This is a genomic window from Thermostichus sp. OS-CIW-30 (genome assembly GCF_054060215.1).
In genome coordinates this window covers 1-13,214 of sequence record NZ_JBSSCZ010000042.1, presented here as the reverse complement: position 1 = coordinate 13,214, position 13,214 = coordinate 1, and the positions used below count along the sequence as shown (strand labels likewise).

At 58.8% G+C, this 13,214-nt stretch carries 10 protein-coding genes and 2 pseudogenes; 4 read left to right on the top strand and 8 right to left on the bottom strand.

All coding sequences use genetic code 11. The features are described from left to right. Window positions 1-90: 90 nt before the first annotated feature. The 3 genes and pseudogenes from secF to ACVWZF_RS13805 form a co-directional block, all read right to left on the bottom strand. Window positions 91-1,095 carry a protein translocase subunit SecF gene (gene secF / locus ACVWZF_RS13815; protein WP_457411691.1) on the bottom strand — a complete coding sequence of 335 codons (1,005 nt, stop codon included), beginning with the start codon at window positions 1,093-1,095 and terminating at the stop codon, window positions 91-93. After that, complete coding sequence (gene secD, locus ACVWZF_RS13810) at window positions 1,092-2,438, bottom strand: protein translocase subunit SecD (RefSeq protein WP_457407344.1); 1,347 nt, start codon at window positions 2,436-2,438, stop codon at window positions 1,092-1,094. Before secD ends, secF begins: the two co-directional genes overlap by 4 nt. 78 nt (window positions 2,439-2,516) lie before the next feature. Further along, window positions 2,517-3,791: pseudogene (locus ACVWZF_RS13805) on the bottom strand (RNA-guided endonuclease InsQ/TnpB family protein). A 391-nt stretch (window positions 3,792-4,182) separates the two neighbouring features. Here ACVWZF_RS13805 and ACVWZF_RS13800 point away from each other — a divergent pair. Continuing rightward, the gene (locus ACVWZF_RS13800) at window positions 4,183-5,031 is read left to right on the top strand and encodes a hypothetical protein (RefSeq protein WP_041436575.1); all 849 of its coding nucleotides are present in this window, start codon (window positions 4,183-4,185) and stop codon (window positions 5,029-5,031) included. 7 nt (window positions 5,032-5,038) lie between these two features. Here ACVWZF_RS13800 and chlP read toward each other — a convergent pair whose 3' ends face one another. The 5 genes from chlP to ACVWZF_RS13775 all read right to left on the bottom strand — a co-directional run bounded on the left by chlP (window position 5,039) and on the right by ACVWZF_RS13775 (window position 10,433). Then, entirely contained in the window at window positions 5,039-6,259 is a 1,221-nt protein-coding gene (gene chlP, locus ACVWZF_RS13795; RefSeq protein WP_011433360.1) for a geranylgeranyl reductase, read from the bottom strand. Window positions 6,260-6,383: 124 nt separating this feature from the next. Further along, window positions 6,384-7,535 (bottom strand): extracellular solute-binding protein, encoded by a 1,152-nt coding sequence (locus ACVWZF_RS13790; RefSeq protein WP_011433361.1) that lies wholly within the window; start codon window positions 7,533-7,535, stop codon window positions 6,384-6,386. After that, window positions 7,507-7,971, bottom strand: a complete 465-nt coding sequence (gene ruvX / locus ACVWZF_RS13785; RefSeq protein ID WP_011433362.1) for a Holliday junction resolvase RuvX — start codon at window positions 7,969-7,971, stop codon at window positions 7,507-7,509. The genes ACVWZF_RS13790 and ruvX overlap by 29 nt, the downstream gene beginning before the upstream one ends. Then, on the bottom strand, window positions 7,968-9,347 hold the full coding sequence (locus tag ACVWZF_RS13780) for a DUF3084 domain-containing protein (RefSeq protein ID WP_011433363.1): 1,380 nt from the start codon (window positions 9,345-9,347) through the stop codon (window positions 7,968-7,970). The genes ruvX and ACVWZF_RS13780 overlap by 4 nt, the downstream gene beginning before the upstream one ends. A gap of 105 nt (window positions 9,348-9,452) precedes the next feature. Next, complete coding sequence (locus ACVWZF_RS13775; protein ID WP_011433364.1) at window positions 9,453-10,433, bottom strand: alpha-ketoacid dehydrogenase subunit beta; 981 nt, start codon at window positions 10,431-10,433, stop codon at window positions 9,453-9,455. Between the two features lie 183 nt (window positions 10,434-10,616). Between ACVWZF_RS13775 and pdxA the strand changes: the two genes are divergently transcribed. From pdxA to ACVWZF_RS13760, 3 genes and pseudogenes are all read left to right on the top strand, one after another. Beyond that, window positions 10,617-11,639: a 4-hydroxythreonine-4-phosphate dehydrogenase PdxA gene (pdxA, locus tag ACVWZF_RS13770; protein ID WP_011433365.1), complete on the top strand. Its 1,023-nt coding sequence runs from the start codon at window positions 10,617-10,619 to the stop codon at window positions 11,637-11,639. 90 nt (window positions 11,640-11,729) lie between these two features. Continuing rightward, window positions 11,730-12,845, top strand: coding sequence for an aldo/keto reductase (locus ACVWZF_RS13765; RefSeq protein WP_011433366.1), 1,116 nt, complete (start codon window positions 11,730-11,732; stop codon window positions 12,843-12,845). Between the two features lie 87 nt (window positions 12,846-12,932). Then, window positions 12,933-13,214, top strand: a pseudogene (locus ACVWZF_RS13760) (hypothetical protein); the annotation flags it as partial.

Genomic DNA, 13,214 nt, shown 5'->3' with positions numbered 1-13,214 from the left:
TTCTGCCATTTGTTTTCATCTAAAAAAACCAACTTCATCCTCTTTCCTCTATAAATTATTCTCTCTATCCTAACATAAGATCAACACGACCTAGCCCTCAGAGGGAAGTGAATCGGGATCCCTGCCTGCGCGGGCATCTTCGCTACTTTTGCCATAGCGCTGCTGCCGCCACCACACCAACAGGGGGCTGGCGATAAAAATGCTGGAATACACCCCCAAAGTAAAGCCAATGAGCAGGGCAATGGCAAACCCCTTCAAGGTAGCCCCCCCGAAAATGGCGATGGCGACCAAGGGCAGCATCGTCGTCAGGGTGGTGTTCAGGGAGCGGGCAAAGGTCTGGTTCAGAGATAGGTTTACCACCTCGGCCAGGCTGACCTTGCGGCTCACCAGACGCAGATTCTCGCGGATGCGGTCGTAGATGACCACGGTGTCGTTGACGGAAAAGCCGATGATGGTCAGCAGCGCCACCACAAACAGGCTGTCCGCCTCCATACCCACCGTCAGGCCCAAAAGGGCAAATAGCCCTATCGTCAACACCACATCGTGCAGCAAGGCCACAATGGCAAACACTGCGTAATCCCACTGAAAGCGCAGGGCCAGGTACAGCACGATGAGCCCGAAAGAGATGAGCACCGCCACGATGCCGGAACGCAAGAGCAAACGCCCCACTGTCGGGCCAACCGTCTCGACCAGATTGCGCTGGAAGGGGGCAACCTCCTGCCGCAGGGTGGCTTCCACGGCCAGCCGCTCTTGCTCAGTCAAGGGGGGCATGCGGATCAGGGCTTCCTGGCCCGTTTGGGTGTCCAGCTGGATGATGCTGGTGCCCAGGTTGTGTTCCTGCAGCGCCCGTCGCAGCTCCTCGGTGGTGACAGGCCGCTCAAAGCTCAGATCCAGCAAGGTGCCGCCGGAAAAATCCAACCCCAGCCGCAGGGGAGTTCCCAGAGAAGCCAGGGAAAAGGCCATGCTGACCAGCCCCACCAGCAACACCGCCAAGGAGAAGCCAAACCACAGCCTGCTCCGCCCAACAATGTCAAAGCGGTAGTCCAGCAAGCGAGAGGAAGCGGGATCTACGGGGGATAGCTCTTGAGCCGTCATGATTGGGCCGCCTCCATCCGAACGCCGTAAAACTCAGGTTTGCGCAAGCTGGGGATCCCCATTGCCGCCAAGAGCAGGCTACGGGTGCAGGTGATGGCCGTAAAGAAGCTCACCAGAATGCCAATGCCCAGGGTTACCGCAAACCCTTTCACCAGTCCCATCCCCAGCCAGAAAAGCACGCCACAGACCAAAAGGGTAGTCACATTGCTGTCCAGGATGCTGCTGAAGGCGCGGTTAAACCCTTCCGAAATGGACTTGTAGATGGATTTGCCGGCCCGCAACTCTTCTTTGATGCGCTCGAAGATCAGCACATTGGCATCCACCGCCATGCCGATGCTGAGGATAAAGCCGGCGATCCCCGGCAGAGTCATGGTTACCCCCAGCAGTTGGAAGAGAGCAAAGGTACAGAGGGCGTAGATAAGCAGAGCAATGTCCGCAATCAGCCCTGGCAGGCGATAGTAGGCCACCATAAAGACGAAAACCAGCACCAGGCCCCCGATCCCGGCATAGAGGCTGCGGCGCACGCTCACTTCCCCCAAAGTGGCCCCGACAGTGCGATTTTCAATCACCTGAATGGGAACCGGCAGCGCTCCTGCCCTGAGCTTGACCGCCAAGTCAGTGGCGGTTTCCACCGTAAAATTGCCCGTGATCACCGCCGTCCCGCCGGTGATGCCGGTGCGGGCAAACTCCGGCCCCACGATCGGGGCACTGATCAACACGTCGTCCAGAAAAATGCCCAATGGACGTTCTGTTCCGGCCAGATCTCGGGTGAGCTGAGTAAATTTTTCTGCCCCCTCCGGCTTGAACTCCAGCAGCACCTCCCAACTCTGGGATCCGCGGCGAGGGGCTTGGGGATAGGCATTGCGCAGCAGATCCCCGGTGAGGCCGACCCGCTCAAACAGAGTATCCGGATCCTCCCCCGCTGTTATCTCTCCCCGCTCGTTGCGGGGCAGCGCGCCGACGGGAACCAAGCCCTTGCGAAACTCCAGTTGGGCTGTATCTCCAAGGAGAGCAATGGCCCGATCCGGATCCGCCACCCCCGGCAACTGCACGAACAGGCGGTCTTGGCCGCTGATCTGCACCAGAGGCTCAGCCACCCCCAGCCCGTTGATCCGCTGCTGGATGACGGCCTCTACCCCCTGCATCACTTCGGGGGTGATTTCAGGCACCTCCTCGGTGGGCACAGCTTGTAGCGTGAGCTGGGTTCCTCCCTTGAGGTCAAGGCCAAGGCGAACCTCCCGGCTGAAGCCCAAGTAAACGAGGGCAACCACCACGGCCAAGATGAAGATCAGCCCTCGCAAAAAGGAGAGCCGACTGAGCCACGACGCTGAGGATCTAGCCATACTGCTGAGAAGGTGAGGAACACGGTCGCACTCGATCTGAGGCTCTTAGGATTTTGGCACTTTGTAAACTACCCGACCCTACACCGCCTTAGCAGTGTAGCGCGGGCTTTCAGTAGCCCTGAGCCTGTTATGCTCTACCAGAGAACAAAACAAGCCCGAACCTCTAGGCTAGTTTACGACAGCCCCCAAAAGCGCAATCACATTCGCACCATTCAAATCCGCATCCCCTTCCCATCCACAGTGTCCACACTTAAACTGCTTCCCACTGCGATAGGATTGCGCAGGGTCGGGATGAATGTGCAAACACCGGTGGCAGGTCTGCGACGTGTAGGCAGGCGGAACAAGAATCAGAGCAACCCCCGCACGCAGAGCCTTGTACTCCAAAAATTGACGGAGTTGATAAAACGCCCAACTATTTGCCCGCCTACGCTCTGTCTTGCTGCGTGGCTGTTGATTGACCCTTTCCCGATCGCGCCAGCGGGACGGAGTCCTTATCCCTGTCAAGTCTTCCAGAGCAAGAGCGCTATTTGTCGCCTTTGCCCTAGAGACAATAGCTTTGGAGATGCGATGATTGACCCACGTTTTTGCTACGCAACGCTGACGCGACTGAAAGCGTCTTTCCTTGCCAGACAGCCGTTGCAACAGTTCTCTGCATCTGCGCCGCGAACTGCGGGTGCCCTTACTGGCTTTGCGTTGAAGTACCGCCCTCAACCGCGAGTGATGGTCTCGGACTTTGTTCAACTGCTGTCCATTCCAGTTATCTCCTTCCGATGTATGAGCAATATCCGTCCTTCCCAAATCCACGCCCAGCACTCTATCCGTGCGTTGCGGTGGGGATGGCTCCGTTTCCACACAGATTTGAATGGAGTAGAAACCGTCTTTGCGCTTGACCAGAGTGGCAGATTTGGGATTGGAGCCTGCCAACTGTTCTCTCTGGTAACAGCCAATCGCCAGCTCAAAGCGCTCTCGACCCCCAACGGTGGTCAGCGACACCGTCCAGTCTTTCTCGCGAAACGAAAAGATACGGGCATCGTAGGTCGCAAAGCCTCTCTTGAACGCTTTGACCGGACGGTTTTTCTGTCGGGCAACTTTACGGGCACCGGCCAGCCGTCTGCAGACCTGCTGGTCGCGTAAGCGGGACGTAGTCCTTGCCAAGTTACTGGACAAGCCGAACCGGGCCCGGATTTGGCGGTAGCACAGAGATTGAAGTTTAACGGCGTTAACTACCTTCTCTGGTGTGTTTTGGTTGACCCAGTTCAACGCCTGCACAAAGGCATCCATTGTCGCGTCCAATTTGGCGGCTTGCGACGGGGACACCTTGAGCTTGCAGGGGACGGTCAGGACTTGGGTCATGGTTCTATCATAACTTCCGCATTCCTCCCGACCCTCGTCCTACGGACAGAGGGCGGGGCTCCTGCGCTAGTAAGCTGAACTTTCTGATCCTATCGCAGACGGGATCCCAGCGGAAAACAGCAGAGCCCGTGGCGCTGCCCCGACAAAATGGCCCTTGGGATCCACCGCCAAGGCAACCCCCAGCTTGATGAAGATAGGCACCGGATTATCGCTTTGGGCAGAGCGGATGAGGTTCCAAGCTGTCGGTGTTGCAGTTGAAAAGATCGCTCTGTGGCTAAAGACTGCCCCCGCTGGTTTCGCCGGCCCTAGGTTAGGCTATTGCCATCTCGGGAGAGCAGGAAACACCGCTGCTCTGCCCCGAAGTCGGCGAGTTGAGTCAAGGAAGGTTGAGGTGAAGGGGAGACTGACCTGCCATTTCCCTGTGCTGCTATTGGCCCTGCCTCTGTGGGGATCCCCGACCTGGGCCGGAGAGTATTTCACCGAGGAAGTCACCAGCCCCAGCCTGGAGATCATTCACGGCTGGCGGCAGGAGGTGTACGGCATTGGGGTTACCATCACCAACACCAGCCTCGGCTCCTTTCGGGTGCCCTTGGAAATTGATATGGAGGATCGGACTAGCTGTGAGCGGGCCGACTTAGTGCTGACCAACAATCGCATCATGCCGATGGGATCCTTCCAAGATTGCATTCTCAACATCTTTCCCTACCTGGATAAGTTCATCAACCAAGAAGTCGCCAGCATCCGAGTCACCCTAAAAGGGCCAGCTCCCCTCCTGGAAATTCCGGTAGAGGAGTCGGATCGACTGATCTTGGCCCAGGTGGCCAACCAATCGCGGGAAGCCTTTGTTTTCTTTCAGCAGGAGTTGGCCCGTGTTTTGGAGCTGCTGAGGCAGTCGGATCCCAAGCAAAGCGAGACGGCCCCACAGCCTGGCACCCCAGTTCCGACCGCCACCCCAGCCGAGTCTGCCGCTAGCCCAGGAGATTTTGTAATCGTGGGATCCATTCGGGAAGAACGAGTGGGGGCCGGTAGCCGCCTAAGCGTGGAAGCGATCAACCGCAGCACCCGCACGGTTCTCAACGCCCGTGCTCGTTTCACCTTCTATCGGGGAGAAGAAGTTGTCGATACGCGAGTGGCAGCATTTGAGCCCAGCGACGTGCCCCCCGGACAAAGGGCCTCCGCCAGTGTGCTGAAAACCGAGGCCAATTGGGATCGCGTCACGGTGACCTTCCAGTGGCAGTAGGGTTGTCTCAGGGGGCTAAAGCGTTGCCGCGAATCAGGCTGCCCAGGGTTTTGACCGTGATCTTGAACTGCACCCAAGGGCTCATGGGCACTACCGTCTTGTAGAGGTAGCTGTCAAAGGTCATCCTCTGCACGTCCCGGTCGGCGCACATCTCCACAAAGGCTTCGCGGGTGGCATTGGAACGGTAGAACACCCGCTGCAGGATGTCCAAGACCTTGTAGGTCAGGCCGTATTGGCGATCCCAGCGCTTGAGATACAGTTTTAGATCCTCCTCTGTGGGAATGCGCTTGCCGCCGTTGGAGGTCTCGACGATGGTCTCGGCGCACATGCGGCCTGACTTGGCGGCAAAATAGATCCCTTCGCCGCTGGATTTGGTTACGTATCCCGCCGCATCTCCCACCAAAGCAGCACGGCCCACCACGCGGCGCGGGCGGGGATGCTCTGGGATCGGATGGGCTTCCACCTTGATCACCTGGCCTCCTCGAATCCGCTCGGCAGCACGGGCGCGGATCCCAGCTTGCAACTTTTGGATGTGGGCTTGGTTTGCCCTCATGGTGCCGGTGCCCACGGCTACATGGTTGGACTTGGGAAACACCCAGGCATAAAAGTCTGGAGAAACATCGTCCCCCACATACATTTCTGCCCGCTCTGCGTAGTAGGCCATTTTGTCGTCCGGGAGCCGGATGCGCTCCTGAAAGGCCAGCGCATAGTTGTAGTCGCCAGCACCAATGGCTTCTGCCACCTTGGAGTGGAACCCATCCGCCCCGATCACCACATCCACAGCCAAAGAACGCGGCACCCCTTGCCTCGATCCGTCAGAGAAATCGTTGTAGTGCAGGATGTAGGGATCCCGGCCATTCTGGGGGATTTCCAGATGCATTACCTTGCCGTTGATCAGCTCCGCCCCTTTTTGGTGGGCACGATTGCGCAAGAAGGCATCCAAGATCTCGCGGCGACACATGCCGATGTACTCGTTTTCTTTTTCGAGGGCGATATCCACCTCATAGTTGGAAGGGGAGATCATCTTCATCTTGCGCACTTTGCGGTCGATGATCCCCTCGGGGAGGTCGAACTCGGAGACCATACAGAGGGGAATGGCGCCCCCGCAGGGCTTGGCGTTGTCGAGCTTCCGCTCAAACAAAAAGGTCTCGATTCCAGCTTGGGCCAGAACTTCGGCAGCAGAGGCTCCGGCTGGGCCGCCCCCCACAACAGCAACTCTCAGACTCAAGGTGCTCTCCTCGATGCAAATGCGACTGGCTCATCAGACAGCAGGCATCCTACCACAGCTCCTCAGAAGCATTGCGGACCTTGACGAAGTGTTGCAGAGTGGAGGGCTCGCGCTCGCTGTGTTTCTACAAAAGGCCCCGCCGCATTTGATCCCAGAGGTTGAGATAGGACTCGGCTTCGGCTGAGCTCAGGGGGCGCCAGATCTCCGAGCGTTGCCAAGTGGAGATTTGCAAGTCGGCTCTGCGTTGCAGGCGTGGGGCAAGTTGAGCCAAATCCAGCGGCAAAACCGAAGGGATCCCGCTCAGATTGACCAAGCGGGGGGCAAATTCAGGATTCAAGACAAAATCAAGCCAGTCAGCCAACAGGGATCCGGAATCTGTCTGGGTTGATTCTGTGTGGGCATTGTCTTCGTGGGCATGGTCTTCGACGTGGGGTCGCACCCAGACATCCCACCAGATGGCGGATCCCGAGGCCGGGATCACCACTGCCAGCTCAGGGTAGTTGGCTTGGGTGGCGTAGAGATCCTGCGACCAGCCCACGGCCACCCAGCTATCGGCCAAGCGCAAGATGGGCAGGTAGTCAGAAGAGGTGTAAGTTAAAACCTGGCGATGCAGGGATCCCAGCTCTTGCCGTAATTCCACATCCTCAGGGTTGAGGGGATCGTTGTAGGAGCGGCCCATTTTCTTTAGGGTTAGCCCAATCACCTCCCGCGGATGATCCGGCAGAGTCAGTTTGCCGGCCAGCTCAGGCCGCCACAGATCCGCCCAGTCCCGAATGGGCTCCCTCACCCGATCCCGGCGGTAGGCAATGGCCGTTACCCCCCAGCGCCAGGGCACACCCCAAATCTGCCCCTCCCGGAGTGCCGCAGCTTGCCAACGGGGATCCAGATTCTGCCATCGTTCTCCCAACAGGCTTGCCGGCAGAGGAGCCAGCCAACCGGCAGCTATGGCCCGATCCAAAGCGTCGGCCCCCAACAAACTCAAAGCCGCCACCGGCAGCCGCCGCCGGAACCATCCCCCCGGATCCCACCAGGCTGCATCAGCCGGCTGGACGCTTTGCTGCAGATAGGCCAACAACTGATCCCGCTCATCCAACAGTTGCAGCCGAAAGCGGGCCTGGGTGCGGCGGCGAAACTCGTTGAGCAAACTGGCGGGGATCCCTTGCTTGAGCGCCACGACAAGAGGCAGGTGTGCATCCGGCCCCCCACATCCTGCCGCCATTAGCCCCAGCAGGATCCCCTGTAGAAGCTCACGTCGGCTCAGCCGTATCTCGCCCACGACAGTACCGCTCCACCAGAATGAGAGCCACCAGATCATCGTAAGCCTTGGCGGGCACCCGCATCCCCTTGGGCAACAGCCGCTCCCATCCCTGCGGTGGGTGAAAATCCCAGTAGCGCTGACGGGCCTCTTGGGAGCTGTGCCGCTCATCCACCAGGACAATCTGCTGCGGGGGGAGAATGGATTCCAGTTGAGACTTCCAGGCTTGGGCCGTCGTCTGATTGCCCAGGATCACTTGCTCCGCCTGAAACTGTTGCCGGAGCGTTTGTAGTCTAGACAGCGCTGCCGCGGAAGGGACCACCTCCCGGTGTAAAACCTTCAGCTCCGTTTGCGTAAACACCTGCACCACAGCAATGCCGCATTTGTCGCGCCCTGGGTCGAAACCGATCAGCACTCGTTCGCTCTTCAGCCTTGCCGAATGGAGTGAATCCGTCATCCCTCAGGACGCCCCGCCTGCTGAGCCCCAGAAGAGCCGGGTTGACCAGAAGCTTCCGCCATCAGAAAACTCACCCGCAACGGTCCTGCCGTGTAGATGTCGGTGTCGGCAACTAGCTTCACATCCAGAGGGGTGGTGCTCTGGCGGAGATGCTGCACAACCTCCAGAAACTTGACCTGGGAGAACTCCCCCACAGTGCCGGTGATGGGATCGGAGAGAAGCCCCTCCTCTTGCGAGCGCTGATTGGCCTGGTTCAGCAGCCCCAGCAGTTGCTGTTGGATCTGATTTTCGCTCAAACCCGGTTGAATCACCCCGTGGGCCAGCACGGATCCCTTGGCGAAAATCCGCTGGTTGGGGTAAATCTGCACGAGCACAGGCACAGGCTCCCCCTTGAGCCGGTTGGTAACAGAGAGAATGCGCACCGCCCAGCTACCGGGCTCTTGCAACTTCTCCAAGGCTTGATCGGCATCCTCGCGGCGGATCAAGATCGCGTTTTCCAGAGGGGGCATGGGCTGGGATCCAAGGGCAAGGGCCCGCTGTTCCGCCTGGGCCAAAAGGTGCTCAAACTGCCGCCGGATCGCCTCTGGTTTTGCCCCTCTTGGAGCCTCCACAACTCCTGTTGCCAAAACTTCCCCCGCCAAGATGGCCAGTTCCCCCCGCCGCAGCCGCACCGCCAATTGGTTGAGCTGCTCGATCTCCTGCTCAAGCTGGTTTTTCTGGTTCTCCAGTTGGGTTAAGGCCGCCTGCACCACATCCAGGGAGCGCTCCAGCTGATCCCGATCCAGTTGCAGGGCTTGTTTTTGCGACTCCAGGGTGGCGATCACCTGGCGGGCCGACTCCACCTCTGCCTTCACTGCCTCCAACTCGGCATGGGCTCGATCCAAACTGGGCTGCACCTTGGCCAGTTGCTCGTTGGCTGCCGCCAGCTTGGCCTCCGCCTCCTGCCGCTCCTGCAGCGCCACTGCCAGCTGATCGCGCACTTCGCTCAGGCGGGTTTGGGCTGCCGACTGCTGGCTGCGAAATTGGTCGAGATCCATCTTGAGGTGGTCTCGCTCAACCCTGAGAGCGGCATTTTCCGCTTCCAAGAGGGCTTTTTGGCGGTTGAGGGCCCGCAGCTCTTGCTCCGCCTGGGCAATTTGGTTGGTGTAGCTGAACAGGGCCTCCGACAGAGAGCGGTTGAGGAGCAGCAGTGTGCCCAAAGTCAGGGCGGAGATGCTCACGCCGGTCACCACGGCCACCAGAATGGCGGTATGGCGGGGGCGCAGGTTAAACCAGGTAAGGCGCTTTTTGCCAATGCGGTAGCCCACCCGATCCCCAACAACGGCAATCAGGCCACTGACAACCAACATGTAGAGGATCAGCAGTACGCCTTGCATATTCGCGGATCCCTGCCATGGAAATCTTAGCAAGGTTGCCCTGAGGATTTTGCAAGTTGCTGGGAGATAGATTTCGGCGCTGTTTTGTAGGGATTTTTGGGGGTTCTAATCCGCGTAGAGGAGCCGCTCCACCGCCGCCACAATATCTGCAGGTTGCACGATGGTGGCCGCCTCCAGCGTGCCGTTGTAGGGGGTGGGAATGTCCTGCGAAGCCAAACGTATCACCGGCGCATCCAGCTCATCGAACAGTTCTTCCATGATGCGAGCTGTCAGTTCCGCCCCAATGCCACCCGATTTCATGTCTTCCTCAACAATGATCACCCGATGGGTTTTGCGCACCGAAGCGGCAATGGTTCCCATATCTAAAGGTTTCAGCGAGATTAAATCGATCACCTCAGGGTCGATCTCCTGCTGCACCAAAGTGTCCACGGCCTTGAGCACGTGGTAGCGCATGCGGGAGTAGGTGAGCAGGGTAACATCGGAGCCGGATCGGACGATTTCGGCTTTGTCCAGAGGCAAAAGGTATTCCTCTTCTGGCAGATCTTCTTTCAAGTTGTACAGGAGCACATGCTCGAAAAAGAGAACGGGGTTGTCGTCGCGGATGGCGGACTTGAGCAAGCCCTTGGCATTATAGGGAGTTGAACAGGCCACGATCTTAAGCCCGGGCACCGCTTGGAAGTAGGCCTCTAGCCGCTGCGAGTGTTCTGCTCCCAACTGACGACCCACCCCGCCCGGCCCGCGGATGACCATCGGGATCTTGAAATTGCCCCCGGAAGTGTAGCGCAGCATACCGGCATTGTTGGCAATTTGGTTGAAGGCCAGCAGCAGAAAGCCCATGTTCATCCCTTCCACCACCGGGCGCAAGCCGGTCATGGCTGCCCCGATGGCCAGGCCGGTGAAGCTGTTCTCGCAAATGGGGGTATCCAGCAGGCGCATCTCCCCGTACTTGCGATACAGGTCTTTGGTGACTTTGTAGGAGCCGCCGTAATGGCCGACATCTTCTCCCAAAACAAATACGTTGGGATCCCGGGCCATTTCTTCGTCGAGGGCAGCACGCAAGGCGTTGTAAAGGAATGTCTCGGCCATAGAGGTTCAATATCGCTAAACCCTCATTAAACCATTTTGCCGGCATGGATCCCCTTGCAGCTGACTTGATAGGCTGAGCTCAGAATTCTTGCTCAAAGGGATGGCGACCTTCCCCACAGCTTTCCTCAGCACTCTCTTTCCCCTGGAACATGGGGATCGTCCGTCTTCTCAAGAAAAGACACCATGAGCATTCCACGGCCCAAACTGGCCCTGACCTTGGGGGATCCCGCGGGAATTGGGCCGGAAATTGTGCTCAAGGCGCTGGCGGATCCTGAGGTGCAGTCTTGCGCCCACATCACGGTTGTAGGGGATCGGCAGGTTCTAGAAGCCACCTATCGCCTGCTGAGAGATCGGTCGCCGGCTCCATTGGCCCATCCGGCAGGGATCCCGATGCTGGAATGCGACACAGGCTTTCGGTTACAGCCTGGCTGTATTGGTCAAGGGGATGCCGACAGTGGTGCGGTTAGTTTTGCTTACCTGAGAACGGCGGTCGAACGGACGTTGCAGGGGGAGTTTCAGGGGATCGTGACAGCGCCCATCGCCAAGTATCTCTGGCATCGAGCCGGCCATCGGTTCCCTGGTCAAACAGAAGTTTTGGCCCAGCTGAGTCGGTCTGAGCACTACGGGATGATGTTTGTTGCCCGTTCCCCCCACAGCGGTTGGCAGATGCGGGTTTTGCTGGCCACCACCCATATTCCCCTCGGCCAGGTGCCCACCGTGCTGACCCCAGAGCGGGTGCGGACAGCGCTGGATTTGCTGGTGGGATCCCTGCGCCACACCTTTGGGATCCCGGATCCTGTGATTGCAGTAGCCGGCCTGAATCCCCATGCCGGCGAACAGGGGCAACTGGGATCGGAGGAAAAAGAATGGCTGACCGAGCTGCTGCGCACCTATGCCCACGCCCAAATTTGGGGGCCGCTTCCCCCCGACACCATGTGGCTGGCTCCCGCGCAAGCCTGGCATGGCCAGGGATCTCCAGCCGTGGCAGATGCCTACTTGGCTCTCTATCATGATCAAGGTTTGATCCCGGTGAAGATGCTGGCTTTTGACCGGGCAGTCAACCTGACAACTGGGTTGCCTTTTGTTCGCACCTCTCCCGATCATGGCACCGCCTTCGACATTGCCGGCCAAGGGGTGGCCCGATGCGAGAGCCTCAAGCAGGCGATCCTGCTGGCGGCAGAACTGCTGGGCAAAAACCCCTCCTGAGGGAAACCATGCCTGTGCCCGGCCATCTGAAGCTGTCTCCCGCCTCTGGGGGGTGATTTGATGGGAGTTGCTGGCATCACCTCAACCGGAATGCTTTACCGTCGCTTTGGGCGCACCCAACAGCTGGTCTCGGTTTTTTCTCTGGGCAGCATGCGCTTGGTCAATGTGCCCAGGGATCAAGCTCAGGCAACCGTTGAGGCAGCCCTAGCCGCAGGGATCAACCACATCGAAACGGCTCAGGCTTATGGCCATGCCGAGGTGCTCTTGGGCGAGATTTTGCAAACCCTGCCCTTTTCACGCCATCGGTTGATTCTGACCAGCAAACTCACTCCCACAGATGGGTTGCGAGAGCGGCTTCAGGGATCCCTGCGCCGTCTGCGGGTGGATTACTTGGATCAATTTGCCTTTCATGGCATCAACCTGCCGGAACACCTGGAGTGGGTGCTGCAGAAAGGGCTGCCGATTCTCCAGCAGCTCCAGCAGGAAGGCTGGGTGCGCCACATTGGGTTTTCCACCCATGGATCCCTGGAGTTAATTTTGCAGGCCATCCAGACAGGATGCTTTGACTTTGTTAATTTGCACCATCACTTTTTCCAACAGCGCAATGCACCGGCCCTAGAAGCGGCTGCCCAGCAAGATATGGGCGTGTTCATCATTTCTCCTGCCGATAAAGGGGGAATGCTCTATCGCCCGCCCCAACACCTGCAGGAGTGCTGTGCACCTTTCAGCCCCTTGGAGTTTGCCTATCGTTTTTTGCTGGCGGATCCCCGTGTTCACACCCTCAGCCTGGGCATCACTCATCCTGAGGAGCTACAGGTGGCCTTGTCGGCTTTACAGGATCCCGACCGTTGGTGGGTGGATGGCCCTCAGATTCAGGAGCGGTTGCGCCAAGCCGAGCAGGAACGCTTGGGATCCAGCCGCTGCACCCAGTGCTACGCCTGCCTGCCCTGCCCAGAAGGGATCCACATTCCCGAAGTGCTGCGTTTGCGCAACTTGGCCATTGCCCACGAGATGACGGAGTTTGCCCAGTACCGCTACAACATGTTCGGCCAAGCTGGGCATTGGTTTCCGGGGTCACTTGCCGACCGCTGTACCGAATGCGGTGACTGCTTACCCCGCTGCCCAGAACATCTGCCTATCCCGGAGTTGCTGGCCGAAGCCCACCAGTTGCTGCATCGCTCTCCAATCCGGCGGCTCTGGGAATGACCATTCCCCCTATCCTGTTTGGCAGAGCTCTACTTCGTTTATGATCGGTTGCAGTTTGTCAAGAGACTCACAAGGCGAGGCATCGGAGTGAATAGTCAGAGCCAAGACCGCTTAGACCGGGTGGAACAACTGCTGGCTTGGACGGCTGAACAGACTGCTGCCAACAGCCGAGAAATCCGGGAGCTCTGCCAATCCATCCAGGAGCTGCGTCAGTCCATCCAAGAAAGCCGCGCCCAGTCTGCCGAGGAGAACGCCGCCCGTCTGCGGGAAATCGAGGAGCTGCGTCAGTCCATCCAAGAAAGCCGCGCCCAGTCTGCCGAGGAGAACGCCGCCCGTCTGCGGGAAATCGAGGAGCTGCGTCAGTCCATC

What these genes read in the sequence shown, in the direction of transcription:
- ACVWZF_RS13765 (WP_011433366.1), top strand. Translation starts at nt 11,730, where the DNA reads ATGCTTTACCGTCGCTTTGGGCGCACCCAACAGCTGGTCTCGGTTTTT.
- ACVWZF_RS13775 (WP_011433364.1), bottom strand. Translation starts at nt 10,433, where the DNA reads ATGGCCGAGACATTCCTTTACAACGCCTTGCGTGCTGCCCTCGACGAA.
- ruvX (WP_011433362.1), bottom strand. Translation starts at nt 7,971, where the DNA reads ATGACGGATTCACTCCATTCGGCAAGGCTGAAGAGCGAACGAGTGCTG.
- ACVWZF_RS13780 (WP_011433363.1), bottom strand. Translation starts at nt 9,347, where the DNA reads ATGCAAGGCGTACTGCTGATCCTCTACATGTTGGTTGTCAGTGGCCTG.
- pdxA (WP_011433365.1), top strand. Translation starts at nt 10,617, where the DNA reads ATGAGCATTCCACGGCCCAAACTGGCCCTGACCTTGGGGGATCCCGCG.
- secF (WP_457411691.1), bottom strand. Translation starts at nt 1,095, where the DNA reads ATGACGGCTCAAGAGCTATCCCCCGTAGATCCCGCTTCCTCTCGCTTG.
- secD (WP_457407344.1), bottom strand. Translation starts at nt 2,438, where the DNA reads ATGGCTAGATCCTCAGCGTCGTGGCTCAGTCGGCTCTCCTTTTTGCGA.